This window comes from Alphaproteobacteria bacterium, from assembly GCA_016699305.1.
Taxonomy (GTDB): domain Bacteria; phylum Pseudomonadota; class Alphaproteobacteria.
Genome location: CP064970.1, coordinates 925,341 through 951,924, shown reverse-complemented (window position 1 = coordinate 951,924; position 26,584 = coordinate 925,341). Strand labels below are relative to the sequence as shown.

Here is a 26,584-nt window from a genome sequence, read left to right as displayed (position 1 = left end):
CGGGCTGCGTGATCAGAAATCTTTATGCGGTTTCGTGCTGGCACGACATCTGCCCGACGAGGCGGAGGTGTTGATGCTAATGGTCGCGCCTGAATGCCGCCGCCAGGGCTTGGCGTCACGCCTGATGCACGCCGCGATCGATCATGCCCTTGCGCATGGCGCACAGCGCATGTTGCTGGAAGTGGCGGAAACAAACCAAGCCGCACGCGCCTTTTACGCCGCCCAAGCCTGGCAAGAAATTGGCCGCCGCCCCAACTACTACGGCGCGGGACATGGCCTTGTGACCACGGGCCGCGTGGATGCGGTGCTGTTGGCTTGGGATTCGGCTGGTCGCTCCGGTGCGCAGGGGGTGCCGTGCAGCAGCTCTTCTAACGAACGGGTCAGATGATCCAAGGCATGAAGATCGGGCGCGATGGTTTGTGTGTTGCCGATGACAAAGGTATTTCGCACCATCGGGCCTTGGGTGATGATCAGGGCGTGGGCAATGTTAAAGCCATGGGATTCGATGCGTTTCGCGATATCGCTGAGCAGGCGCGGTCGGTCGGCTCCCGATACGCGCAGGCGGATCGAGGCGCTGCCATCGGTCTTGTGCGTCATCAAGCGTCGCACATCCGGGGGCAGATCACGATGCGCCAGGGCGCGTGAGAGTCCAAATGTCGTCGGAACCTGGGGCAGGGTCGCGCGCGCCGCTTCGAAACTGTCGGCTCGCAGGGACGATTCCAATAGAGGCTGAATCTTTTGCAGCTTGTCGGGGTCGCGGGGACGCATGATGTTCAAACTGCCCGGATCGAAGGCGGCGACCTGATAAATATTGCAGGCCATTCCATCCAGATGGTTGATGGAAGCCGAGACGATGCTCAGCCCCAAACTTGCCAGCACATCGGCCTGTCGTGCCAGCAATCCGGGACGGTCTTTGGGACCCAGAATAGCCAATCGTAAAGTGGGCGAAGCCGGATCGTCAGGGCCAATCCTAACCACCACGTTTTGCGCGTCGGGCTGATCAAGCATTTGCGCCAATTGCGCCAGCTCGTCGGCGCGGATGTCGTGCAAGATCGACGGGCGGGTGCGTTCCAGGCGATGGACCAACCCTTGAATGCGCCCCGCTTCCCATCCGTCTTCGCAAAGAATCTGGCTAATATCCTTCATTTGTCGGCGCGGGTCGAAATTCGACTCGCGCATCACGGCCAGCCTTTCGTCCGGTTGGCCGGTGCATAGACGCATGGCGGATTGATACAACGCCAACAGCTGCGCCGCGCGTACGGAACTAAGAGTGCGCGGCAGGCCCATGCTCGGACCGGACGTGGCCGCCTTGGTGTCGGCAACGGTCAGCAGCAGCAACATGGTCAGCAGATGAGGGTTATGCCCCAAATTCATGGGTCGAATAAAATAACGCTGGACGTCTTTGGGGTCGCACGGATCATGACGATCGGCATAGCGGCTCATGGATTGGTGGAACTCGATCAGAAAAGCCACGTCGTGCCGCTGCGATGGCTCTAAAAGTTTCAGTTTGTCCAAAAGGTCACGCCCGCGCGGCGCGCCCTGCAGGGCGTGGTCTCCGCCACGCGCGCTGTTGATGTCATGCAGCAGCGCCGCCACGCACAGGCTTTGCCAGTGTTCTTTGCTCAATCCACCTGCCAGACCGGTGAAGATCGGATCTTCGGGAATGGCCAACGCATCGTGGATGGGGGTGATTTCTTCTCTGTCATGCCGACAAGGTAGCTGGCGATGCGGCGTATGCATATGGCGCAGCACGTCTAGGGTCAACAGGCCGTGCTGATCCTCTACCGTATTCTGCCAAGCCTGGCGCGGCGGCATCAAGACCGAATCTTCGTAGTCCATCAAACGCGGCAGGACGCCCAAGTATGACAGCAAGGCCAGGCCGCGAATATCGTGACCGTCCACGATTAGCCGCATCAACGCGTTTGTGTTTTTGGTGGAGGGGACATGGTCGTTCTGCGCCAAAAATTGGCGTGCCAGGCGATGCAGCCTATGCATGCGCGCGATGGCCGGCGTTCCCTTGTCCATCTGCACGGACAAGGCCGTCAGCAGCAGGCTGTCTAAGGGCGAGGATATGTAGTGTGGATGATCGACCACGATAGAGGGGGAGGCGGACATGTGATCTTTATTCACGCGCTGCGCACCCGCCGTTCCCTGCAAGGCTCCCATAAAGATTTGCAGCAAACGGATATTGGCGTTGCGTTGCCGCAGGCTCCGATGCAACCAGACGCGACCGGCGGGCATCTCTCGCCAATCGTCGGGGGCGATGCCCATGCGCCGGGCGACCAGGGCATAATGGATATCGGGCAGTTTGTCGCGGTCCTTGGCCACGGGCGGGGCGGGCAGCGCGTTGTTCACTTGGTGGATATGCCAGCGCAAGGCGGCCGTGGCCTCATGGGCGGTATCCAGTTCTTTGGCTTCCTCGGTCGTCAGCAGACCCGGGCGCGTATCGCCTCGGCCATGCGTCGGGTGCCCATAGGCGCAGGCCAACCAATCGATGGTTTGCAAATCCCGTAATCCGCCCAATCCTTCTTTAATATCCACGGACTCGGTGACGAAGACACGCGCATGCATATGCGCCAAAGCCATGTCGTTTTCACCGCCCCATGGCCCCGGATCGAACAGCATGGGCGTGGCGCTGTGTCGCTTGTTCATTTGCCGCATCAGGCTGTCTCGTAGAAAGACCCTGTCCATGTCCTTGGCCATATAGGCTTTGAAATCCCCGGAGAACGAGTCGTAAAGACTCTCTAGCCCCCATATATGGCGGTGCGAGAATAGACTGGTCAGGATGGTGGGCTTGCCTGTGCGGGCATGCTCTTGAGCGATGCTCTCCCTGAAATCAGTAGGCAGACGCAAACATGTGCCGATATGTCCGCCCTCGATCTGCAATCCGGCCTTGCGAAGCGCATCACTGAAAAGGATGAACCATTCTTGCGTGCCGGCATCCTGTAGATCGAGATTCTCGTCATGCAAGATGTGGATATCGACATCCGAATTGGGAAAGGATTCCCGTCGTCCCGATCCGCCGATCAACATCACGCTGGCCGGGAAGGGGGGAGGAAAGGAGTCCAGCAATGTCACCAGGGCCGCATCGATCTGGTCGCTGCGCATGCGACATGCCTTGCGCGCTGTCTCCGTTCCCGCGCATAGCCGCGCATCGACCTGCTCCAGCCCCTGTTCGAGGTCGCGGCGAATGCGTCCAGATAAATCCGTATGGTCCATCCCAAAGCTCCCATTCGCTTGCGCAAACATAAGGCCGCACAATGCCGTATCGTCTGCGGAAGACTCAAGAGCGGAAAATGGTTTCCGGGAAGGATTTAACGAGTTTCCGGCGCTTCCAGCGTCTTGGTGATGATCTCCAAGGTGTTAGGCGATAGACGCGGCTGGGCCAGAATGCGCTCCATCTGCTGGCGCATCAGATTTTGGCGGGTGGCATCGAAACTGCGCCAGCGTCCAAAGGCGGTGGCCATGCGGGCGGCGACGATGGGGTTCAGTTGATCCAGCTCGATGATGGCATCGCCGACCAGCGCATAGCCTTGTCCGTTGGCGCTGTTGAATTGAAGCTGGTTGTTTTTGGCAAAGCCGCCCAACAGAGCATAGACCCGATTGGGAACCTTCATGCTGAAATCCGCGTGCTTCATCAATTCCCTGACCTGGCCCACGGTGTCCGAACGGGACGATGTGGCCTGCAAAGAGAACCATTTATCGACCACCAAAGGCGCATGGCCCCATTTCTGATGAAAAGCTGAAAAGACCTCGTCGCGTTTGGGATTCTGGCCATCGGCCAATATGGCCATGGCCGCCATGACATCGGTCATGTTGGCGGCGTGCAGGGCCTGGCTGACAACCTGCGCTTGGATATCATCATCCTCCACAAGCCCTAGATAAGACAGGCACAGATTTTGCAAAGCGCGCTGCCCGATATGCGCGCCGTCCAACGCTTGCGGATCGCTTTGGGCGGCCAATTGGCTCCAGCGACGCTGAAAGGAATCGCGCAGAGTTTCAGCCAAATGACGGCGCAGCATGGTTCGGGCGGCGTGCAAGCTGTCCACCAGGACAACACGTTGCTGTTGACCCAGTTCCATCTCGCCCGGCAAGGACAAAGCGGTGGCGGCAAAGGCCGGATCCAGCGACTCGTCTTCCAAGATACGTGCGAAGGCGGCGATGAAATGTCCAGGGACTTCCATCGGACCGCCATGGGCGTGGGTATCGGTCATCGTCAACAACAGACGAATCGCCAAGACTTGTCCGGCGTCCCAACGGCTAAAGGGGTCGCTGTCATGCTTCATCAGGAAGGTCAGCTCCTCTTCGCTCCACGGATAAGTCAAGCGGACAGGGGCCGAAAAGCCGCGTAGCAGGGAAGGGACCGGCGGGGCAGGGATGTCGGTGAAGGTAAAGCTCTGCTCGGGCTGGGTGATCAGCAACACCCGGCTGGTCTGGCCTTCCTCTTTCTCGCCTTCAAGGCGCGCAGGCAGATCGCGGCCATCGGGGCCCAACAGGCCCATGCGCACAGGGATGGGTAACGGGTGCTTGTCCGGTTGTCCGGGCGTAGGGGCGCTGGATTGGCGCAGAGTCAAAGTAAAGCGGCGCGCGGTCGCGTCATAGATTCCCGTCGCTTCCAGGCGCGGCGTGCCGGACTGGGTGTACCATCCCATGAACGCGCTCAGGTCCTGGTCGTTGGCATCGGCCATGGCGGCCAGAAAATCCTCGCACCGCACCGCTTGGCCGTCATGCCGCCGCACATACAGATCCATGCCGCGCCGGAATCCGGCCTCGCCCAGCATGGTGTGCAGCATGCGCACCACCTCGGCGCCTTTCTCATAGACGGTCGCGGTATAGAAATTATCGATGGCCATATATTGGTTGGGCCGCACGGGATGCGAGGTCGGCCCCTCATCCTCGGCGAATTGGCGCACGCGCAGCATCCGCGCCTCTTTAATTCGCTCGACGGCGGGTGAGTTCATGGCGGCGGAGAATTGCTGATCGCGGAAAACCGTCAGCCCTTCTTTCAGGCTCAGCTGGAACCAATCGCGGCAGGTGATGCGGTTGCCGGTCCAGTTGTGGAAGTATTCGTGACCGATGACCTTCTCGACATACAGGAAATCGCCATCGGTGGCCTGATCGGTCCGCGCCAGGACGCAGCTGGTATTAAAGATGTTCAGGCCTTTATTCTCCATGGCCCCCATATTGAAGGACCCGACGGCCACCACGCTGTAGGTGTTTAAATCGACTTCGAAGCCATAGGCGCGTTCATCCCATAGCATGGCGTTTTTCAGGGCCTGCATGGCATAGGACACCTGGTCCTCGTTGCCGTGTTCGACGAAAAAACGCAGCGCGACCAGACGGCCCGAGCGGGTGACGAAACTGTCTTCGACGCAGGCCAGATCGCCCGCGACCATGGCGAACAGATAACAGGGCTTGGGGTGCGGATCGTGCCACCGCATGCGGTGACGGCCCCCGGGTAGAGATTCGGCCTCGCCATGCGGGTTGCCGTTGGACAGCAAGACGGGAAAACGCGCGGCATCCGCCTCTAGGCTGACGGTGAAACGCGCCATGACGTCGGGGCGGTCGGGATACCAAGTGATGCGGCGAAAGCCTTGCGCCTCGCATTGGGTGCACCAAATAGGGCCTGCGGCATAGAAGCCTTCCAGGGCGGTGTTGTTGGCCGGATCGATGGCGCAGACGGTTTCAAGGACAAAGGAAGCGCCCACAGGGCGCGTCACAATCAGGCTTTGCCCGTCTTCGATGCGGTAATCCGTCCCTTCGCGCAATTCCTGGCCGTCCAGGACCACCGCGCGCGTCTCAAGGCCGTGGCCGTCCAGTTGCAGGGGCGAATCGCCCGAGGATTCGGAGTTGGTCCGCATCGTCAGCCGCGCATGGACCAGGGTGTGCGCGTCCTGGATATCCACGCTCAAATCCACCTCATCCACCAGATAAGGCGGCGGCGCGTAATCTTCCAAGCGAACGGGCTGGGGGGCGGCAGAAGTCATGGGCGGCGATCCTTGCAGGAAATGGTCACCCAAACTATGTGGGGCAGGACGCCCCCAAGATCAAGCCTCACCGCGCATGGGCCGAGAATCTATCAGTAACGCGGAATAAAGCTCTGCCATATCCGCTTGAGCAAATGGAGGGGCTTATAATGAAGTGGCTTATGAGGAGACCGGCGGACCATCACGAGCGGTTGGCCGTTCTTGTCGTATCCGCATTCAATATGAGCATTGCGCAATTCATAATAACGCATGGCGCGCAATATCCCGTGATGCTTTGGACGTAAAGAACTTTCCGTACGGTTATAGGCGTTCAGCGCCGCACGCGCATCTCGAGCCAGTGCATAGAGCTTGGCTTGACGGGCGATTTGACTGGCATAGAAGGCCAATTGGCTGGGATAGATCTGCTCTCCTATTTCCAAAGTATCGCGCCGTTCGTCCATATCTTGCGCCAATTTCAATATCTGCGGCACAGCCGATTCGGGGCGCGTGGCGATCAGCGAAAGCGTCTTGGTCGTTTTGCCCAGGAAATCGCGTGCCGTCAGATGAGATGAGTCCTGTAATCCTGATGGATGTGTGTCATGAGACATGGGCTAAATCCTATTTTAAACGTTCAGAACGAGTCCGTGCCAGACTAATGGAAGCGAAACGAATAGGCAAGAAATCTTCGAAGCATCCGGAGAAAGTGCCTTTTTGCCTTCCGCCATTAACAACTTATCAAGTTCATGTTAAGAAGCTGAGTTATTCGCCCTCCCCGATGGACTCCGTTATGGCCGATCAGAACGCCCTTGCTACCGTCGTCAACCGCAATGCGTTTTATCGCGACGGCTATCGTGTTTTGCTGAAGGTGGCCTTTATTGAGGCGTTGGTCATCTTGGTGCTGCTGGCCTCGTTGATCGCGGCGCTGCTGATTGCCGATGTAAAGCATGTGTTCTTCGCCACGACGGAAGATGGCCGTTTGATCGAGATCATGCCGCTGGACAAGCCGTATCTAAGCGAAGCCGAGATGCTGACTTGGGCCACGGAGACGGTTAAACAAGTGATGGATTTCAACTCGGTCAATTACCGTCAGCGCCTGCAAGCGAACATGACGAACTTCACCATTCCCGATGGATGGCATGCGTTTACTCTGGCGCTGGACCAATCGCGAATCATCGAAAGCGTTGAAAAGACCGATTCGACGGTCACCGCCTCGATTGAAAGCGCGCCCGAAATACTGGATCGTGGCGTCATTCCCGACATGAACGGATCCACCTATAAATGGTTGATCCGCATTCCGCGCGTGAAGATCGAATTCAAGGGTGGCAAACTGCCCTTGCAGCCGATGTATTGGGAAATTCGTTTGAAAATCGTGCGGGCCTCCACCTTGCAGACATTGAAGGGAGTGGCCATTGAACAATGGGTCGCCCAACCCTTCCGCTGATCGATCTCGATCGTCTCAGGACGTGAACGCGCATTCAGGCCGCGCTGCGCCGCATCGCCCGTCATCAGGGGCGGGGCTAAGCGTTGCCTCGTTGCAGCGTCTGGTGTTGATCGAAGGGCTTATCATTTTTTGCCTGGTTCCCTTGTTTTTGGTGGCGGCCAATCAAGCGCTGGGCAAGCTGGCCTATCATATCCACGTCCTTCATGACGGTGCCCCCGCGCGTGACGTTCCGGCATTTTTGTCCGGGCATGCCTTGGAGATGTTGGGGCGTGTGCCGGATACCATGCCCATGACGCCGTTCGACGAGCCGAATGTCACGCAAAAGGCGGTCTTGGCTTGGGCGCGGACGGCGGTCACGGATGTCATGACCATTGGGTTTCATAACTACGATCAAGCGCTTGATCGCATCCGTCTACGTTTCACGGATCAAGGCTGGCGGCGTTACGCCGAGGCCTTGCGTAAGGCAGGGGTCAAGGATCGTGTGGTGGGAAACCAACAGATAGTGACCGCTATCCCAGCAGGTGAACCGGTTATCATCTCCCAAGGTCGTGATAAAACCCGCACGACATGGCAGATCCAAGTCCCCGTTTGGGTAAACTATGCTATTGAAAATAAATCAGAATCAAGGAAAGTTCTGGTGACTTTGACGCTGGTGCGGGTGCCTAGTCGGCGGCGCCTTGATGGTGTGGCGATTGATTTGTGGGATGCCCGTTAGGTTTTGTGTGCGGTGCTGTGGCGCAACGCTGAGTCACTCCTTGTTGATCAAGGAACAGAAAAGCTAGAGCCTTCCCTCATGACATGGTATGACTCCCTGCAGCGGAAGTGATTCTATTTGGACCCTGTCTCGGGGGGATCATGGTAAGAAGGCATACCCAAAGCATGGGGATCGGTTTTGTTGTCGTCGTTTTGGCGTTCAGCATTGCGCTGACGCCTGTTGCGGCAGGCGCGTGGGAATCGTGGTCGGGTTTCGATGCCTATGCGGCCGAGACCTCGCCCGATGTTAAGCCTCGGCTTGAGTCTCCCCGCAGCGGCGCTGAGACGGTCGACTCTCCGGATCCTGTCTCTTCGGCACCTGAAACATCCTCTCCAACGGCGGCCCCTGTGGCCTTGCCCAGAACCCAATCGTCGACTCAAACGGCAGGTACCCCTGCGTCCAAGGAACTCTCCCCCAAGAAGGAGGTGTCGCATTTCCTGCCCCCTGCGGGTGTTGCGGATGAGATGGGCAGAAACTCTGTGGATCGTGGCGCTTTGCATAAGCGGGCCTTGGTCACGGATCCCGAAGTTTTGGCGGAAGCCGCAAAGCAAGCGGCCGAACAGCGGCGCGCCGAAAGCGTACAAACGGCGGTGCAGGAAGATTTGCGCCGCTCCAGCGCGTTTGAAACGGCGGCCGAAGGCTTTATGCCTCTCTCGCCCGAACAGATTCGCGAACTGATGAGCCGCCTGGAAAAGAGCCAGGCCGCCGCCGCTCCGCCCAGCACCGGCCAACCGCAAGGCGTCGTTCAAGCGCATACGATGGCGCTTGACCCCGGGGCTGAGCCGGCGATTGTCAATGTGGGCGCGGGCTATGTCACCACCATCGCCTTACTGGACGCCAGCGGCCAGCCCTGGCCAATCATGGATTTTGGTGTCGGCGGTAATTTCGAAGTGTCGCCCACCGGCGCGGGCAGTCATGTCATCCGCATTTCGCCTCTTACCCGCTTTGGTACCGGCAATATCTCGGTTCTCTTGCAGGACCTGCCGGTGCCCATCACCTTCCGTTTGGTTTCGGGCGGTCCCAAGGTGGATTATCGCTATGACGCTCGCATCCCGAAATTCGGGCCTAAGGCCAAGGCACCGCTTATTGATCGCAGCACGCTGATCACCGGGGACGAAGTCATCATGTCAGTGCTGGAAAATGCCCCGCCGCGTGAGGCCAAGCGGATGAAGATCAGCGGCGTGGATGGGCGCAACATGGCCTGGAAATTCGGTGCGCGGATTTTCTTACGCACGCCTCTCACTTTGTTGTCCCCGTCGTGGAAATCCAGCGTTTCATCGGGAGATGGCATGACCGTCTATGAATTGGCCGAGACGCCGGTCTTGCTGCTGTCCGATGAAGGTAACCTGACGCGCGCTTATCTCTCTGTGGAAGAAGACCATGCAACAGCAACCGCCTCCCGAACCCCCTGAGGACGACTACCTCGAGGAGCCGCCCTTCGAGTTGCAGGGCGAACAGCGCGCGGCCGATCAACATATGGCTGGCGCGCCTGCTTCGTCGTGGAAGTCGCAGCCACTGGTCAAGCTGATTATCCTGTTGGTGGCAGGTGGCGCGGTGACGGCGGCGTTGCTGGGTATTTTCGGCGGCAAGCCGGATGAGCAACGCAGTTCTACCGCGGCACCCCCCAATTTGCGCGAAGCTCCCGGCGGCGCGACTACGCCCGCTTATATCCAAGCTCAACGCCAGGCGGCGGAAGATCGTGCTCGCCAGGCGGCGGCCCAAGGTGCCAGCGCCATGCCCACGCCCGTGGGTGGCGACACGCGCTCGACGGCGGCCGGTCATGGCAATGTGGATACTTCGGAAAACGAGGGACTCAGCGAATTTCGCATTGATCGCCGCCCCCAGCGGCCCGAACCTCCTGCTGCGCGCGAACCGGTCGAGGACAATTTGGTGGCTTTGATGCGCCAACAGATGCAGTCGATGATGCAGAATTGGGTGCCGGTGGCGGGTAAGGTCGCGGTGCTTAAAACGGAAGAGCAGGTGGCCGCCGCGCGTCAAGCCCAGGCTGCGGCCGGTCAAGGGCAAGGGATTCGGCCCGATGATACGGGGGGCAAGATTATCGTCTCGGCGGGAACGGTGAATTACGCACAGATGCTAACCGAGGCCAACTCCGATGTGCCTGGTGCCATTTTGGCGCAGGTGGTGTCGGGGCCGTTCAACGGGGCGCGTTTGATCGGGGCTTTCACGGTGTCCGATGACTATCTGGTGCTGCGCTTTACCCAGCTGAACTATAAGGGGAAAGATTACAGCATCAGTGCCATCGCCTTGGACCCGGATACCACATTGGGCGCGATGGTGACGGAATATGACGGGCGCTATGTCGTGCGCGTCGTGCTGCCTGCCGCCGCCTCTTTCTTGGAGGGCTTCGCCTCGGCGATCAGCGATGCGGGCAGCGCGACAGTCGTTTCTGGCGATGTTGTCATTCAAGAGAAGTTCAAAAGAGACACCGAAGAAAGCCTATATGAGGGCGGTGCCGCCGCCGCCAGAACGGTGGGCGGATTCCTTCAGCAGGAAGCGGCCCGCACCAAGGCACTGGTCAAAGTGGCGGCCGGAACGCCGTTTGGTCTGTTCTTTACGCAATCGGTGCGTGAGGACGGCCAGCCGATCTCCATGGTCAACCAAACGCGCCCGTTGGATCTCCCGGCGGGGTCGTCGATGGATGGTGCGCCCAACTGGCAAGATATCGTCCGCGAGGCCCAACGTCAGCAGTCCATGGCGCAGCAGGGCCCGTCCGGCTATGGGGCGGGTGGTTACGGCGGCTATGGATCGGGTTATGGTGGCGGTTATGGCTCAAATATGCCTTCAAGCGGCTATGCCAACCGGACAGATTATCGCTCGGGCGGTTCCGATACGGGTGTCTATGCGCCAACTAATCGCATGAATGCGGGCGGCTATGAGAGGGTTTCCCCATCCACCATGCGGTAAAAAAATATCGGTCACTACGGATAGGAGTTTGAATCTCTCTCCGTCCCGTAATATGACTGAGAATGAAGATGCGCGGTCTGTCCGTCATGGATCGGCCAGATTCCGTGCAAGCCGTGCCAAGCCAAGGAGTTATCTGTTATGACGCCCCAGCAGCCCCCCTATGAAGATGATGCCTTCTCTGTTGAGGAAGGCACCGCCGCCGATCAGGACTTCGCCTCGGACACCGGCATGGATCCGGGCGGCATCGGTGACGAGCAATGGGAAGGTGATATCCACGGCGACGATGATTTTGGCGCGGCTCCCGCGCATGAAGGTCATGTCGAGGAATCCGCTCCTGCCCATCATGGCAACCGCATGGGATGGTTGTTCGCGTTTTTGGGGCTGGTTATCGTGGCCGGTGGCGGTGGCTATATTTGGCACTCGATGAACAAGCCGCAATCGGCCCCCATACAAACGGCGTCCATGGCCCCGACGGGTGCCTTGACGGCGGATATTCCGCCCCCTGTAAAGATCGATTCAACCGGCGTAACCCCCATGGCTCCTGTGCCTATGGATGGCTCGGCCATGCCTACGGTGGCGATGCCGATGGTCCCGGCTTCTCCTTCCTCAGCGCCTACAATCCCCGATGCGTCCGTGCCACCCGCTCCTGCGGAAGCCATGGTCCCTCAGCCGATGGTCCCGCAACAGCCTCAGCAACAACAGGCCCAAGCCCCCGCCGCGCCTGACATGCAGACTTTGCAGCGTCTGGAGGCTTTGGAGAAGACCGTGAACACGATGCAAGATCAGATTCGGCGCAGTGAGGCCAGTGGCCAAGCGACCGATGCGACGCTTAAGCAAGTGGTCGGTTTGATTACCGACCTGCGGCAGAAAACCCAGCAAAACGCCGCGCCGGTATCTCGCCAGGCCCCCGCGCGCGCTGTGGCTGCCGAGGCGGCACCTGTGCGTCGCGGCCGAATCTCGGTCAGTGCCGCCAATCTGCCGCCTGAACAGCGCCCGGTCAGCACCCGCTGGCTGCTGCGCGCCGCGACACCGACGGCAGCTTGGGTGGCCCCGGCCAAGGATCCTGAAAAGCTTTACCGTGTTTCGCCTGGCGAGGTCTTGTCGGGCGTGGGCAAGGTTCAAGGAATCCAATCTGTGGGTGATCGTTGGGTCATCGTGGGTAGTCAGGGCCTGATCCAATAATCTTGGGCCATCGGACTTCCTATTCGCGCTCCGGTTGATCGGTATTTGCCGATTCATTCGGGGCGCGAATTATGTGAAAGCCCTTGTTAACGTCCAATCCTGGAGAATCGCATTCTCACGCCTTGATCATTGTGTTACAATGAAAAGGCTTATGGTGGGAGAGTGGTTATGTCGCCGATGCGTTCCGTGCGTCAGAGTGATTCCTGTGCCGCGATAGATATGATGATGGCCGCCGGCGTCCTCGTCTTGGCGGCTATGTATCCGGCTCAGGCTCATGCCCAGTATCTGGGCAGCATATTGTGCAATGTGTATACGAATACAGGCGCGTTCCCGATCCTGATATCAGGGATCGGCTATATTGGCGGGGGCGCGTTCTTACTGGCCGGGGGGAAAGCCCTGGTTAAGTTTACCGAGAATGCAGCGCAAAATCCTCTGTCCAAGGCCATATGGAAGATCATGGCGGCCGCCGGCTTAATCGCCATGCCATCCTTCATTGGCTGGCTGATCGCGACATTGGCCATCACGGGGACCGGCGGGACGCAGGATCTGGGCGTATGCACGGGGGGCACAGCGCCCACAGCGGGTAATCCCGGTGTGCCGCTCGATCAAATGGTCACCAATATCATCAACAATATCCGCACGCCCGTGGCCATGCTCTTGGGTGCTATGTGCTACATCCTGGGCGGCGTGTTGATCGTCCAGGGTTTGGTGCGCGCCAACAAATTCGGTTCGGACGGGAAGTCATCTCTGTCGGCGATCATCAGCTCGTTACTGACCGGCTGCATGTTGATCGCGGCGGCGCAGGTGATGATGATGTTCGAGAACACTCTTTTTGGCGACAATGAGATTAAGCATTTTAGCGGCTTGGCCTGGAGTACATTGCCCGGCGGCGTGGACGTGACTCGCATCAACAAGACCTTTGAAGCCATCATGACCTTTGTGCAGATGATCGGCTGGGTCGCTTTTATGCGCGGGGTCTATGTGCTCAAGGCACGCCTGGAAGGCGGTCAGGCCACTATGGGCGTGGCCATGTCGCATATCATCGGCGGCGCGTTGGCCATCAATATCGTGCCGTTTGTGAACTCTCTTGCCGAAACGGCGGGGATGACGGCACCGTTCACCTCTCCTGGACACTATGACCCATAAAGGGATGGCGTTAGGTCGGTGGGACGTCTGTCAGCAATCCGTTCTTGTTCATGAATTCTATGGGGTGAGCAACATGACACATCATTCATCTCGATGCGGAGCGATCTCGGACGTGGCCAGGCTGGCTGCTGTGGCCGCTATCATCCTCGCTGCGCTGCCCGATCCTGCATGGGCCCAGATTCTGGGAGAATCCGTTAAAAAAGTGAACGAAGGTATTGCGGGTCTGCCGGTTGTGGTCTCGGGATTGATTTACATCACCGGGGCCTTGTTCATCTTGTCGGGCGGTCTTCTCTTGAAAAAATACGGCGATAATCCCAACGGCACGCCTTTATCGGCCGGGCTTGGACGCTTGGGTGTAGGTTCCTTTTTGGTGGCAGTGCAGCCCACGATAGGCTGGATTCAAACGACGCTGGCCACGACCGGCGCTACTCCGCAAGGTGTGGGGAAGATCCTGCCAGGCTTTGGTGCGTGATGTGATGGGTGATTGGACCTCGATGCTTAAAAACTGAAATCCGTCTTTAATCACACACCACTTTCAAGCCGCACGCGCATGCGCGACCAAGCCGGGTAAGGCCATGGGCGCGGGAAAAGGGCGAGAGGGTGCGACGGTCATGAATCCCTTCGCGTCAAACCCCAGCCCGACTTTCTTGGCCATCTGGTCCTGCTGTTTGTTAGGAATCAGGTGAAAGATATCGAATCTCATACGCTCATTCTTCTCTTGCGCCGCGCGGATGATGGAGTGCAAAGCGGCTAGGCACATGGCGTCTGTGCGCAGTTCTTCGGGAACATATAGCAGTGCCGCCCCATTCTGCATAACGGCGGCCAGGCACAGCGCGGGGGTGCGCAATTTTTTGGGGACAGCCCTCAACGCCTGCCCATTCTGCGTGACAGCGGCTTTGCATATGGCCTCAATGCGCAGTTCTTTGGGGACAACTGCCAGTGCCTCCCCATTCTGCGCAACGGCGGTCTTGCACAGTGCAGGGGTCCGTAATTCTTTGGACACACAATACAACGCCCGCCCATTCTGCGCGACGGCGGTCAGGCACATGGCCTCAATGCGCAGTTCTTCGGGGACATATTGCAGTGCTTCCCCATTCTGCGTGACGGCGGTCAGGCACATGGTCTCAATGCGCAGTTCTTTGGGGACATATTGCAGTGCCGCCCCATTCTGCGTGACGGCGGTCAGGCACAAGGCCTCAATGCGCAGTTCTTTGGGGACAACTGCCAGTGCCTCCCCATTCTGCGCAACGGCGGTCTTGCACAGTGCAGGGGTCCGTAATTCTTTGGACACACAATACAACGCCCGCCCATTCTGCGCGACGGCGGTCAGGCACAAGGCCTCGCTGCGCAGTTCTTCGGGGACATATTGCAGTGCTTCCCCATTCTGCGTGACGGCGGTCAGGCACATGGTCTCAATGCGCAGTTCTTTGGGGACATATTGCAGTGCCGCCCCATTCTGCGTGACGGCGGTCAGGCACATGGCCTCGCTGAGCAGTTTTTCGGGAACAGATTCCAGTGCCTCCCCATTCTGTGCAACGGCGGCTTGGGCGTAAGGCTCCAAGATGGGCCACAGCTCGGGCCGATTTCGTGTCAGTTCGACAAGATTGATTTTCTCATCCGCTTCGTCGTGGAATTGGTCTGAGGGAAAATGCAGTTGGTATTTGCGCGGCTTGCCGGTTTCATCTGGTGTATGGACAATCAGCAAAGGCCCCTGGCAGGCATAGTTCCAGAAATGGTTCGGCGCGGTGCCATAGGCCGTGCACCATTGCGTGCCGCGCCCTTCGCGCGTGGCGGCGGCGGTGGATAGGGGGATCACCACCCGCAGGTGATTGTGATGGAACAATTCGATGATGTCCGGGGCGGCGTCGGCATCCGCCTCTTGCTCCGGGTCTTGGGCCTCTTCGGGCAGATATGGTGCGACGGCGCGGTACAGTTGCGGCAGACGGGAATAAGAGTCGATCTTCTTCCCAGACTGGCCATCTGACGTGTTGGGAAGATTGTTTTTATGTCGATGAAAGGCGGCCAGATAGGCCGTGGCCTTGGGCAGATCTTCCAGAAGCAAGGCGTTATTCAAGAACCTATCCGCCAGCCAATGCAGATAGGTCTTTCTTTGGGTTGGGTCGGCCTGCCAAATCTGGGCATAGGCCCCTGATTCTGGGCCTCGATGATGGCTTTTAACTTGCGGCTCATGGATATCATTCTTGCTGGAAAGACACATTTTGATTCGCAAGACTAGTCCACGCCTATACCATAATTATATCGTAATAATAGTTTCTCGGCTTGTCAGGCTTCGATTTAACCAAGAGCGTGATGTGATGGGTGATTGAACCTCGATGCTGAGGAACTGAAATCCGTCTTTAATCTCACGCCGTTCTCAAGCCGCACGCGCATGCGCGACCAAGCCGGTCGAGGCCATGGGCGCGGGAAAAGGGCGAGAGGGTGCGACGGTCATGAATCCCTTCGCGTCAAACCCCAGCCCGACTTTCTTGGCCATCTGGTCCTGCTGTTTGTTAGGAATCAGGTGAAAGATATCGAATCTCATACGCTCATTCTTCTCTTGCGCCGCGCGGATGATGGAGTGCAAAGCGGCTAGGCACATGGCGTCTGTGCGCAGTTCTTCGGGAACATCGGATAGTGCCAATCCATTCTGCGTGACGGCGGCCTTGCATACGGCCTCGGTGCGTAGCTTTTCGGGAATACGGTTTAGTGCTCGGCCATTCTGCGTGACGGCGATTTGACATAAAGCCTCGCTGCGCAGTTCTTCAGGGACAGATACCACGTTCCAGCCATCCTGCGTGACGGCGGTTTGACATAAATCCTCGGTGCACAGGTTTTCGGGAACATATAGCAGTGCCGCCCCATTCTGCATAACGGCGGCCAGGCACAGCGCGGGGGTGCGCAATTTTTTGGGGACAGCCCTCAACGCCTGCCCATTCTGCGTGACAGCGGCTTTGCATATGGCCTCGGTGCGCAGTTCCTCGGGGACATCTTCCAATGCCTGCCCATTCTGCGTGACGGCGGTCAGGCACAAGGCCTCGCTGCGCAGTTCTTCGGGGACATATTGCAGTGCTTCTCCATTCTGCGTGACGGCGGTCAGGCACATGGCCTCAATGCGCAGTTCTTCGGGGACATATTGCAGTGCCTCCCCATTCTGCGCAACGGCGGTCTTGCACAGTGCAGGGGTCCGTAATTCTTTGGACACACAATACAACGCCCGCCCATTCTGCGCGACGGCGGTCAGGCACATGGCCTCAATGCGCAGTTCTTCGGGGACATATTGCAGTGCCGCCCCATTCTGCGTGACGGCGGTCAGGCACAAGGCCTCAATGCGCAGTTCTTTGGGGACAACTGCCAGTGCCTCCCCATTCTGCGCAACGGCGGTCTTGCACAGTGCAGGGGTCCGTAATTCTTTGGACACACAATACAACGCCCGCCCATTCTGCGCGACGGCGGTCAGGCACAAGGCCTCGCTGCGCAGTTCTTCGGGGACATATTGCAGTGCTTCCCCATTCTGCGTGACGGCGGTCAGGCACATGGTCTCAATGCGCAGTTCTTTGGGGACATATTGCAGTGCCGCCCCATTCTGCGTGACGGCGGTCAGGCACATGGCCTCGCTGCGCAGTTCTTTGGGGACATATTGCAGTGCCCTCCCATCCTGCGTGACGGCGGCTTGGGCGTAAGGCTCCAAGATGGGCCACAGCTCGGGCCGATTTCGTGTCAGTTCGACAAGATTGATTTTCTCATCCGCTTCGTCGTGGAATTGGTCTGAGGGAAAATGCAGTTGGTATTTGCGCGGCTTGCCGGTTTCATCTGGTGTATGGACAATCAGCAAAGGCCCCTGGCAGGCATAGTTCCAGAAATGGTTCGGCGCGGTGCCATAGGCCGTGCACCATTGCGTGCCGCGCCCTTCGCGCGTGGCGGCGGCGGTGGATAGGGGGATCACCACCCGCAGGTGATTGTGATGGAACAATTCGATGATGTCCGGGGCGGCGTCGGCATCCGCCTCTTGCTCCGGGTCTTGGGCCTCTTCGGGCAGATATGGTGCGACGGCGCGGTACAGTTGCGGCAGACGGGAATAAGAGTCGATCTTCTTCCCAGACTGGCCATCTGACGTGTTGGGAAGATTGTTTTTATGTCGATGAAAGGCGGCCAGATAGGCCGTGGCCTTGGGCAGATCTTCCAGAAGCAAGGCGTTATTCAAGAACCTATCCGCCAGCCAATGCAGATAGGTCTTTCTTTGGGTTGGGTCGGCCTGCCAAATCTGGGCATAGGCCCCTGATTCTTGGGCCTCGATGATGGCTTTTAACTTGCGGCTCATGGATATCATTCTTGCTGGAAAGACACATTTTGATTCGCAAGACTAGTCCACGCCTATACCATAATTATATCGTAATAATAGTTTCTCGGCTTGTCAGGCTTCGATTTAACCAAGAAATCGATTCAAGAATTCCTGGCTGCGTTGCTGCGCCAATTGGGCGGCGGGGGCGTTGTAGGGGACGCCGCCGACACGGGCGAAGGCGTGGTCCACCCCTTCATAGACATAGGCGCTGATATCGGACCGGGCGGTCGCGGCGTCTAAAATCGCCTGCTGCGCCGCAGGCGGCACAAAGTGATCATTTTGCGCGATATGGATCAGCAACGGCGCGCGCTGGCGGGGAATCTCGTCAAGCAAGCTTTCCAAGCCGACGCCATAATAACTGACCGCAGCATCGGCGTCAGAGCTTGCCGCCATGCGAAAAGCCATGCGTCCGCCCAGGCAATAGCCCAAAACGCCTATTTTTCCCGAAGCGGCGCAAGCGGGATGCCCGCGCAGAAAGGTCACGGCGGCTTGCAAATCGGCCAAGCCTTTTTCTTGATCGAAGGCGTTCATAAGGGCGAGGGCGCGATCCCATTCCGCCTGAGTTTGGTCCGTCAATTGCACGCCAGGCTCCAGCCGCCAAAACAGATCGGGGCAAAAGGTCACAAATCCCAAGCTGGCCCACAAATCGCACGCGGCGCGCATGGCGGCGTTGACGCCGAATATCTCTTGCGCGATCACCAAACCCGGCCCTTTGCCGCCCGGCGGCAAGGCCAGATATCCCCCGAACGTACCGTCGGGCGTGACGACTTCGGGCGGCAGTCTTTTATGGGCGCCATCACACACGGCACCAAGTGCGCTGTGCTTGCAGGTGCAAAATTTGACGATGCCATCGGCGGCGGCGGTGTAGATGACCGGCTCGAAACCCGTGCCCATATGGCTGCCATCGCAAAAAGGCTGTGACGCGCTGCGCCCGCAGCTGCACCATGCATAGGTTTGTCCGGCCTTGACCTCGGAGGGCAAAGATTTGCGTCCGGCGATGACGGGCATGGAGGGTTCAGACATGGCGCGGCCTTTTAGGTATGTGGAGTGACTGCCAGGGTTCCACAGCCAGCCCTGGGACGCAACCAGGCGCAAAGGCACCGCACGGGCGGGAAGACAGTTTATCGCCAAACTGTTAGCTTTCTTCTAGGGCGAATCGTCCAGGAATAGGGAGACGAATATGGAAGCGCTGGGTTTGGTACTGGCCATCATAGCGTTGGGCATGCTTATCCGTTTGCGCCATGACGTTGAGCGAGTCGCGCGGCGCGTCTCGAATCTCGAGCAAGCCGGACAGATAGGACAGCTTGACTCGCCCAGTCCCGTTTCTGAGCCTGTCCAGGCAACGCCGCAGGAATCACGCCAAGACGATGGATCGATTCCCATCATCTTGCCCGGTGCCGTTGATCCTGCCCCCGCGCATTTGTCCAAAACAATGCGACCTGATCCTCGTCCTGCAATGGATTGGGAAAAGCAGATCGGCGCGCGGTTGATGGTGTGGGTGGGCGGCGCGGCTTTGGCCTTGGCGGGACTCTTCCTGGTGCGTTACTCGATCGAGGCGGGGTGGCTGAGTCCAAGCGTGCGCGTATCTTTGGCGATGCTTTTTGGCGCGGGGATGATGGCTTGCGGCCAGAAAGTCTTCCACAGAACCGATATCGCCAACCATGCGCGGCTGGCTCAGGCGCTGGGCGGTGCGGGGGTGGCGGTTTTATACGGCGCGCTATACGCCGCTGGACAGCTTTACGATCTGGTGCCTCTTTGGCTGTGCTTTGCGGCGATGGCCTTGGTCACGGGCTCGGCCTTGGTCATGGCGCTGCGGCAAGGGCCTATGCTGGCTGCCATGGGGCTGATCGGCGGATTGCTGACGCCGGTTCTGGCCGGATCGCAGGACCCGTCGGCGCTGCTTTTGTTCTTGTATCTGGGCGTCTTGTCCTTGGCGGCGGCGGCACTGGCGGCAAGGCGCGGCTGGTGGGGCATGGTTTTGATGGTGTATCTGGGCGGTTTGGCCTGGGCCGGATTCTGGTTGGTGACGGACGGTTCGGGGACGGGCGCGGCCTTGGGTCTTGGCTGCTTTGCGGGGATGATGATGTTGGGCGGCTTGGCCGCAAGGGTGGGTATGCCGGACGCCGACTCGCCTTGGGCCCAAGAAGCGCGCGTTGTGGCCTCGGGCGGCGGCATGGCGGTTATGGCGTCAACGCTGATGCAAGACGGCCACGTCGATCCCTTGATCGTGGGCATGTATTTTCTGTTGTGCCTATTGACGCTGGGCCTTGGCGTTTTCGATCAAATCCGCTATCGCTTTGCCCCCATGATCGGGCTGGGGCTGGGCGTTGTTTGGTTGCTGACGGTTCCGGTGGAGCCGGGAGTCTTGCCGTCTTTCGTGGTCATGGCCGCCATATTGTGCGGACTGCATGGCGCGGTGGGCTGGTCGATGTTGACGCGCTCTCCGACGCCGTGGCGTTGGGCGGGGCTTGTATCCGCGTCCATGCTGGCCTTCTTTGGCATGACCTATGGGCGGTTATCGGATGGCGGACTGGCTCAGGCTATGCAATGGCCGTTGGAGATTCCGGCATTTTGGGGATGCCTGGCCTTTGGTCTGGCGTTTCTTGCCACGGTGGCTCTTTCGCGCTTTCGCGCTTTGTGGACGGGCGACCGGCGGTTAGGACAAGAAGTCCAGGCTTGGTTCGCGGCCACCGCAACCGCCTTGATCAGTCTGGGTTGCGCGGTCGAGATGCAAAGCTCGTTCCTGTCCATGGCGGTGGCGGCGCAGGTTCCCGTGCTGGTCTGGCTGGGGCAACGGCTTGATCTGCCGCGTCTGCGGCAATTGGCGGGGGTGATGGCCGCCGTGTTCGCATTGTTGTTGGTTCCACAATTGCTGTTGCTGATGACCTCAACACCGGTCAGGGTTCTGGACGGCGACCCCGAGGAGTATACCTTACATTGGCCTTTGCTACAATTGGGCTGGCCCGCTTTGGCCCTGGCCGGAGCATCTTGGCTGATGCAACGAGAGCGCGATGGCCGTTTGCCTGAAAGCCTGGATAAGAGCGCAGCGGTCTTGTTGGGACTGATGGTCTATCACTTGATACGCCATGCGTTTCATGTACCCGACGACAACTTGATCCTGCCACCGACAAGCATGGCCGAGCGTGCCATCATCACTAACGGATTGTTTCTGTATGGCGCAGCCTGCTACGCTTTGGGGCGCACCTATGGCTTGCACGCATGGAAACGGGCTGGGCATGTCATGGCGGGGGTGGCGGTGTTCCGCTGCGTGTGGTTCGATCTGTTGCTCAAGAACCCCTTATGGAACGCCGCGCAATTGGTGGGCGCATGGCCCTTGCTGAACGCCCTTTTGCCCGCTTATGGGCTGATGGCCTTGGCCTGCGTCTCATGGGCGCAGGTTTGGCAGCACGAGTCCCGGCCTTTGCGTGCCCGATGGGCGCGCGCCTTGGCGTTGGTGTTGTTGTTCACCTATGTCAGCTTGAATATACGCCAGTTCTTCCAAGGAACGTATCTGGCCGGTGGGGAGCCTCTCTCGGCCGAGCTGTATAGTTACTCGCTGGCCTGGATCGTACTGGGGCTGGTCTTGGTGTTTGTTGGAACCTTGCGGCAAAGCCGCTTACTGCGCATCGGATCTTTGGCGGTTCTGGTGGTGGCGGTGGCCAAGGTGTTTCTGATCGACGCCAGCGAACTTGGCGGCTTGTGGCGCGTGGTGTCGTTCCTGGGGCTGGGGTCTTCCCTATTGGGCCTGGGATGGTTTTACAGCCGCTTTGTCTTCCTGCCGCGTCCTGGGCCGGATAGAACGGCTTAGGCTTTGTGTCGTGCCGTCCCTTTCTCTCGATCAACTCCTTTCGCCTTTGGTGGCCTGGCAGGGTTTGCGCGGGCGGTGGGGGAAGCTGTTCGAGAAGCTGGTCGGTCCGCGCGTGGCGGATGCCTTGTGGTTGCTGCCCCAGGGCTTGGTGGATCGGCGGGCAAGTCCGCCTTTGGACCAGGCGCAAGCGGGGCAGATCGTCACCATCTTTGCCACCGTTCACGAACATCGCCCGCCCTCGCGCTGGGGCCAACCTTGGAAGGTCCGATTAAGTGACGGGCATGGCATGGTGGAATTGGTGTTCTTTAATCCGCGCGCGCCCTATCTGAATAAAATCTTGCCGCCGGGCGGCCAAGTCACCGTCAGCGGCCATTTGGAAAGCTTCGACGGGCATTTGACGATGCCGCATCCCGATATCATCGAAAGCGGCGATGCGCGGGCGGAAGTGGCCATCTTGGAACCCGTGCGACCCTTGACCGCCGGTCTGACAGGCCGCTTCGTGCGCCAGATGGTCGAGCGTTTCGTGGCGCAGCTTCCCGAATGGGATGAGTGGATCGATCCCGCCTTGTTGCGCCGCCAGGGATGGCCCAGTTGGCGCGGCGCGTTGATGCAGGCGCATGCGCCCCAGGACGAGGCAGGATTGCAGCCCGATCATCCGGCCCGCCAGCGTTTGGCCTATGACGAGCTTTTGGCCCAGCAATTGGCCTTGGCTCTTATTCGCCGTCATGCGCGGCGTCAACCGGGGCGCGTGATGACGGTCGATGGAAAGCTTCGCCTGGCGGTGCTGCAGGCTTTGCCGTTTCGTCTGACCGCCGCCCAAGACGAGGTGCTGGCGCAAATCGACGCCGATATGGCCAGCACATGGCGGATGCGGCGTTTGCTGCAAGGCGATGTGGGCAGCGGCAAGACGGTGGTGGCGGCCTTGGCATGCCTGAACGCCATATCGGGCGGGGCGCAAGCCGCGCTGATGGTGCCGACCGAATTGCTGGCGCGACAACATGCGCAGACTTTAACGCGGATCCTGGCCCCTGCGGGGATTGATGTGCTGCTGCTGACGGGCGCTCTTAAAGGCGCGGCGCGTCAGCAGGCCTTAGAGCGTTTGGCGCAAGGCGATCCCGTATTGGCGGTGGGCACGCATGCCTTGTTTCAAAAGGGCGTCGCCTTTGCGCGTTTGGGCTTGGCGGTGGTGGACGAACAACATCGCTTTGGCGTGCATCAGCGTGTGCATCTGGCCGATAAAGGCCAAGACGACGATGGCAAAGGCGCGGATCTTTTGGTCATGACGGCCACGCCCATTCCGCGCAGCCTGGCCCTGACTTTTTTCGGCGATCTGGATGTCAGCCGTTTAGAGGGCAAGCCGCCGGGCCGTTCGCCGGTGGCCACGCGCGTGCTGAATCGGGATCGCATAGAGGAAGTGACGGCGGCACTCCAACGCGCCATCGCTCGGGGCGAGCAGGCCTATTGGGTTTGCCCCCTAATTGGCGAAGACACGCCGATCGAGGAACAGGACAAGCCGCCCAGCGAAGGCGCGTTGGCGGCGGCGGTGGAGCGTCACCGCGCTTTGCGCCGTTTATGGGGCGATCAGGTGGGGTTGGTGCATGGCCGCTTGAAGTCCGAGGAAAAGGCGCAAGTGATGGAGGCCTTTGTGGCAGGGCGCATTCGCGTCCTGGTGGCCACCACGGTGATCGAGGTGGGAGTGGACGTTCCCTCCGCCACGGTGATGGTGATCGAGCAGGCCGAGCGTTTCGGCATGGCGCAGCTGCATCAGTTGCGCGGTCGCGTGGGGCGCGGGACGGCGGCCTCGCATTGCTTGCTGCTGTATCAGGGGCCGCTGGGCCAGGTGGCGCGACAAAGACTTCAGGCCATGCGCCAATGCGATGACGGCTTCGTGATCGCGGAAGAGGATTTGCGTCTGCGCGGCCCTGGCGAGATTCTGGGCGCGCGGCAAAGCGGTTTGGCCGCATGGCGTCTGGCCGATCCGGTGCGCCATGGTGACCTGTTGCTGACGGCGCGCGACGATGTGAAATTGATTCTAGAGCGCGACCCCAAACTGACCTCGAAGCGGGGACAAGCTTTGCGCACGCTGCTGGCCCTGTTCCAGGCGCGCGAGGCGGTCAAGACCCTGGAATCGGGTTAGGCTTTATATTCAATTCGCTTCATTTCCACATCAACTTGTATGGGAGTGATATGTCTGGACCATCAGTTCCATCGTCAAGGATAGGAGATGGACCCTCGTCTTCGCGAGGGTGACTCCCGTGAGAAGGGAAGGAACGGGATTCCCACAAGCACTCAAAGCTTTTTGTGATTCCAACCCCTCAGTGGGTCATGCTCGCGCAGGCGGCCATCCATCACCTGTCATTCGCGTCTGCGCTGAATCTCAGACTCTTCAACCTGTATGGAGATGATATGGCCTAACTATATTCGGCTAGGTGTCAGCTTAATGCGGCGCTGGGCGCGCGGTCCCTTCGTGACCGACCGCAAGGTGACGATCGGGGTGCGCGTTCGCATTGGGCGGAGGCATAGTCAGCACATAACTGCTGACCACAAGCGCCATGGCGTGCAGACGCTTTTGCTCGGTCTCGCTGATGGTGCGGCCATCTTGGGTGTTCCAGCCATGGATCATCAGCACATTCACATGCACCCGGTTGCCTGGCGGATGCACGACGGAGGCATAGGACATATGCTGATCGTCGTATTTGCCGCGCATGATCTCGGGCACGGTGAAGAAATACAGATGCGTTTCCTTGTGTTCGCGCGTGCCTCGATTGCGAGCCACCACGATCAACTCGTCATGGCCGGATTCGGGAGATAATTTTGCGCCCATGACCGTGCCGCAGTTACCGATCATGTCCACCGCGCCGCGCCGATAGATGGTCCAGTATTCGCCCGAATCCTTGTCGGGACGCTCATTGCCATAATAGGCGGCCTGCATCAGCTCGAGCAGGTCTTCCAAATAGGCTCTCTCGGCCTGCTTTTCACGCCTCTTATTCATGAACTCACCAAAAGTGGCTGAGCAACGGAATATCCGTGCCCATGTCTTAAAGTTAACAGCGAGTCATGAATGGATATTTAATATATCCGGGCATTTGTGGGGGATTAATGAGAAATCATCTTTGCCGGATAACGCCGTGGTATTCCACAAGCCTATGAGCGGCGGGCATGGCGGATGGATTGTCGCAATTATTTGTAATGTTGACGAAATGGACTGCTATGCTCATCATACGGAATGATGGCTTGATGGCAAAGAACTTGAGAGCATCACGTGTATTTCATGAATAACCAGGAGAAGGCGATATGAAGGGAAGAAATGTCACGCTGAAACACTTGGCGATAGCAGCCTTGGGCGCGGCGTCGCTCGGTTTCTCGGCGGCGGTTCGCGCGGGTGATGCGGATGGAGGATTTATGCCCGACCCCACTTATTCCGATCCGATCATAAACTGTCGGCTGGGGAAGAAAGAGGCATGCGATGAGATTAACGGGAAACCAAAGGAAGAAAAGGGTTCTCCGCAGCCAGGCAGCCCCGTGACAGGCCGCCCCGTGACAGGCAGCTCGGGCGGCTGGCCAAACCCCAATCCATAAGGAATACAATCAAAAAGGGGTAAGCCGCGATATCCTACGCCATGCGGATCGGGGGGCTTATGCTCAATTCGACTAATTTCCCCATGGGTCTGTATGGAAGCGATATGTCTGGACCGTCCGTTTCACCAGCAAGGACCGGTGATGGACTCCCGCTTTCGCGGGAGTGACGCATGAAGAGAAGGAAGCGCGCAACAAACCATGCCGCGCTTCTTGCTCACCCACCCCACCGCGAGTCATGCTCGCGCATGCGGGCATCCATCACCTGTCATTCGCGCCTATGCTGAATGTCAGACTCTTCAACCTGTATGGAAATCATAGGGACTGACTATATTTAACCGAACCGGGCATTTGTGGGGGATTAAACGAAAAATCATCCCTGCCGCGTGGCATAGAGGTCTTGGTAGGGTCGTCCGTTTGGCTGGTCTTGATGGGACGCGGTTTCGCCGGGCACGCTCATTTGCGCCAGGGTTAGCAGGGTCATCATGGGGACGGGAGAGTCGAGCATGTCGTGGCTGGATACACCTCCTGTCGGTAAAGGCGAGACCCGCCAATCCGCCGCCGAAGGTAAGGGGGCCGTAGCGGCCAAGCTTGCCTTCGGGGCCATCACTTCATTCAGAGCAAGCCTGTGGACCGCCTCGGACTGCACCTTAGTCATGGGGGCTTTGATTGCGGCTAGCTGTGGGTTTGCGGTTTTTATCTCGCCGCCCTCGAATTTCTGGGCAAAGCGGTCGTAGATTTGCGCCACGCTCAGTGCCTGACCTTGTTTGTCGTAAAAGACCCCGGGATTGGCTTTGGCGGCGGCGGGGAATAAGTCGGCGGCTTGGGCATCGGGCGATTCCTTCAGACCGGTCAGGAAGCGGCCCGCATCGCCCGCCCCCAGGAAATGGGCCATATACAGCTCGGTCGAACCGATTTTACAATCTCCGCCCAATCGGGCGTTCAGCTGATCTTTGTTGTCGCAGGCCAGTTCCGCCGCCATGGCCGAGGCCAAGGCCGGATCGTGGCGCAGGGCCAATATCTGCTGGCGCAATGTGGGGTCCGCCACGCGCGCCACGCCGTCTTTGCCGCTGGTGATCTGTGAGCTAAGGTCTTCCAGGCCGTATTTATCGCCATGTTCGCGCACCAAAGACAGCCAAGTGCGCTCGACGAATTGATACAAACCGCTGGCCGAGCTGCCCTTGGCTTTGGCGGTGGGGTCCAGGCTGCTTTCTTGCTGAGCTTGGCGCAGTAGATAATCGAAATCCACGCCGGTGCGGGCGCTGGCGTTGTGGATCGCCTGGATGACCGCGCTTTTGCCGGTGCGGGCCATGGAATGGGCCGTGCTTCCGGCTTGCTCGGTCCATTGACGAACATCTTCCCCTAAGCGGCTTACGGCGCTCATGCGCGGACTCCTCCTGGCGACGTACTTGCAAGACTCGTGCCAAAAGGTCAGGATTCCCAAGAC

19 protein-coding genes are annotated in these 26,584 nt (G+C 59.1%); 11 read left to right on the top strand and 8 right to left on the bottom strand.

The genetic code is table 11. From position 1 onward, the window contains the following. Positions 1 to 258: 258 nt before the first annotated feature. The 3 genes from IPI58_04425 to IPI58_04415 form a co-directional block, all read right to left on the bottom strand. Positions 259 to 3,219: a hypothetical protein gene (locus tag IPI58_04425; GenBank protein QQR69897.1), complete on the bottom strand. Its 2,961-nt coding sequence runs from the start codon at positions 3,217 to 3,219 to the stop codon at positions 259 to 261. A gap of 95 nt (positions 3,220 to 3,314) precedes the next feature. Next, positions 3,315 to 5,987, bottom strand: coding sequence for an aminopeptidase N (gene pepN, locus IPI58_04420; GenBank protein QQR69896.1), 2,673 nt, complete (start codon positions 5,985 to 5,987; stop codon positions 3,315 to 3,317). Between the two features lie 92 nt (positions 5,988 to 6,079). Further along, positions 6,080 to 6,574: a hypothetical protein gene (locus IPI58_04415; GenBank protein ID QQR69895.1), complete on the bottom strand. Its 495-nt coding sequence runs from the start codon at positions 6,572 to 6,574 to the stop codon at positions 6,080 to 6,082. 179 nt (positions 6,575 to 6,753) lie between these two features. Here IPI58_04415 and IPI58_04410 point away from each other — a divergent pair, with 179 nt between their 5' ends. The 7 genes from IPI58_04410 (at position 6,754) to IPI58_04380 (ending at position 13,886) form a co-directional block, all read left to right on the top strand. Beyond that, on the top strand, positions 6,754 to 7,407 hold the full coding sequence (locus tag IPI58_04410) for a DotI/IcmL/TraM family protein (protein ID QQR69894.1): 654 nt from the start codon (positions 6,754 to 6,756) through the stop codon (positions 7,405 to 7,407). Between the two features lie 22 nt (positions 7,408 to 7,429). Then, positions 7,430 to 8,122 carry a DotI/IcmL family type IV secretion protein gene (locus tag IPI58_04405; protein QQR69893.1) on the top strand — a complete coding sequence of 231 codons (693 nt, stop codon included), beginning with the start codon at positions 7,430 to 7,432 and terminating at the stop codon, positions 8,120 to 8,122. Between the two features lie 140 nt (positions 8,123 to 8,262). After that, on the top strand, positions 8,263 to 9,573 hold the full coding sequence (locus IPI58_04400) for a hypothetical protein (protein ID QQR69892.1): 1,311 nt from the start codon (positions 8,263 to 8,265) through the stop codon (positions 9,571 to 9,573). Next, positions 9,542 to 11,086 (top strand): DotG/IcmE/VirB10 family protein, encoded by a 1,545-nt coding sequence (locus IPI58_04395; GenBank protein ID QQR69891.1) that lies wholly within the window; start codon positions 9,542 to 9,544, stop codon positions 11,084 to 11,086. The genes IPI58_04400 and IPI58_04395 overlap by 32 nt, the downstream gene beginning before the upstream one ends. A gap of 138 nt (positions 11,087 to 11,224) precedes the next feature. Next, complete coding sequence (locus tag IPI58_04390) at positions 11,225 to 12,268, top strand: hypothetical protein (GenBank protein ID QQR69890.1); 1,044 nt, start codon at positions 11,225 to 11,227, stop codon at positions 12,266 to 12,268. Positions 12,269 to 12,436: 168 nt separating this feature from the next. Then, positions 12,437 to 13,414 carry a hypothetical protein gene (locus IPI58_04385; protein ID QQR69889.1) on the top strand — a complete coding sequence of 326 codons (978 nt, stop codon included), beginning with the start codon at positions 12,437 to 12,439 and terminating at the stop codon, positions 13,412 to 13,414. Between the two features lie 73 nt (positions 13,415 to 13,487). Further along, positions 13,488 to 13,886, top strand: coding sequence for a hypothetical protein (locus tag IPI58_04380; GenBank protein QQR69888.1), 399 nt, complete (start codon positions 13,488 to 13,490; stop codon positions 13,884 to 13,886). 63 nt (positions 13,887 to 13,949) lie between these two features. Here the strand turns inward: IPI58_04380 and IPI58_04375 are convergent, their stop codons facing one another. The 3 genes from IPI58_04375 to IPI58_04365 form a co-directional block, all read right to left on the bottom strand. Beyond that, positions 13,950 to 15,644: a DUF4116 domain-containing protein gene (locus IPI58_04375; protein ID QQR69887.1), complete on the bottom strand. Its 1,695-nt coding sequence runs from the start codon at positions 15,642 to 15,644 to the stop codon at positions 13,950 to 13,952. A 144-nt stretch (positions 15,645 to 15,788) separates the two neighbouring features. Further along, positions 15,789 to 17,732, bottom strand: coding sequence for a DUF4116 domain-containing protein (locus tag IPI58_04370; GenBank protein ID QQR69886.1), 1,944 nt, complete (start codon positions 17,730 to 17,732; stop codon positions 15,789 to 15,791). A gap of 105 nt (positions 17,733 to 17,837) precedes the next feature. Continuing rightward, a complete protein-coding gene (locus IPI58_04365; GenBank protein ID QQR69885.1) occupies positions 17,838 to 18,776 on the bottom strand; it encodes a dienelactone hydrolase family protein in 939 nt (312 codons plus the stop codon). Positions 18,777 to 18,933: 157 nt separating this feature from the next. Between IPI58_04365 and IPI58_04360 the strand changes: the two genes are divergently transcribed. Further along, positions 18,934 to 21,561, top strand: coding sequence for a DUF2339 domain-containing protein (locus IPI58_04360; GenBank protein ID QQR69884.1), 2,628 nt, complete (start codon positions 18,934 to 18,936; stop codon positions 21,559 to 21,561). Between the two features lie 10 nt (positions 21,562 to 21,571). Next, positions 21,572 to 23,698: an ATP-dependent DNA helicase RecG gene (recG, locus tag IPI58_04355; protein ID QQR69883.1), complete on the top strand. Its 2,127-nt coding sequence runs from the start codon at positions 21,572 to 21,574 to the stop codon at positions 23,696 to 23,698. Positions 23,699 to 23,998: 300 nt separating this feature from the next. On the opposite strand, the gene IPI58_04350 is transcribed toward recG, so the two are convergent. Further along, positions 23,999 to 24,553, bottom strand: coding sequence for a hypothetical protein (locus IPI58_04350; protein QQR69882.1), 555 nt, complete (start codon positions 24,551 to 24,553; stop codon positions 23,999 to 24,001). Between the two features lie 13 nt (positions 24,554 to 24,566). Between IPI58_04350 and IPI58_04345 the strand changes: the two genes are divergently transcribed. Together IPI58_04345 and IPI58_04340 are read left to right on the top strand one after the other, a co-directional pair. Continuing rightward, the gene (locus IPI58_04345) at positions 24,567 to 24,791 is read left to right on the top strand and encodes a hypothetical protein (protein QQR69881.1); all 225 of its coding nucleotides are present in this window, start codon (positions 24,567 to 24,569) and stop codon (positions 24,789 to 24,791) included. Positions 24,792 to 24,855: 64 nt separating this feature from the next. Then, complete coding sequence (locus IPI58_04340; protein ID QQR69880.1) at positions 24,856 to 25,140, top strand: hypothetical protein; 285 nt, start codon at positions 24,856 to 24,858, stop codon at positions 25,138 to 25,140. Between the two features lie 370 nt (positions 25,141 to 25,510). On the opposite strand, the gene IPI58_04335 is transcribed toward IPI58_04340, so the two are convergent. Further along, positions 25,511 to 26,521, bottom strand: a complete 1,011-nt coding sequence (locus IPI58_04335; GenBank protein ID QQR69879.1) for a transglycosylase SLT domain-containing protein — start codon at positions 26,519 to 26,521, stop codon at positions 25,511 to 25,513. Positions 26,522 to 26,584 lie beyond the last annotated feature (63 nt).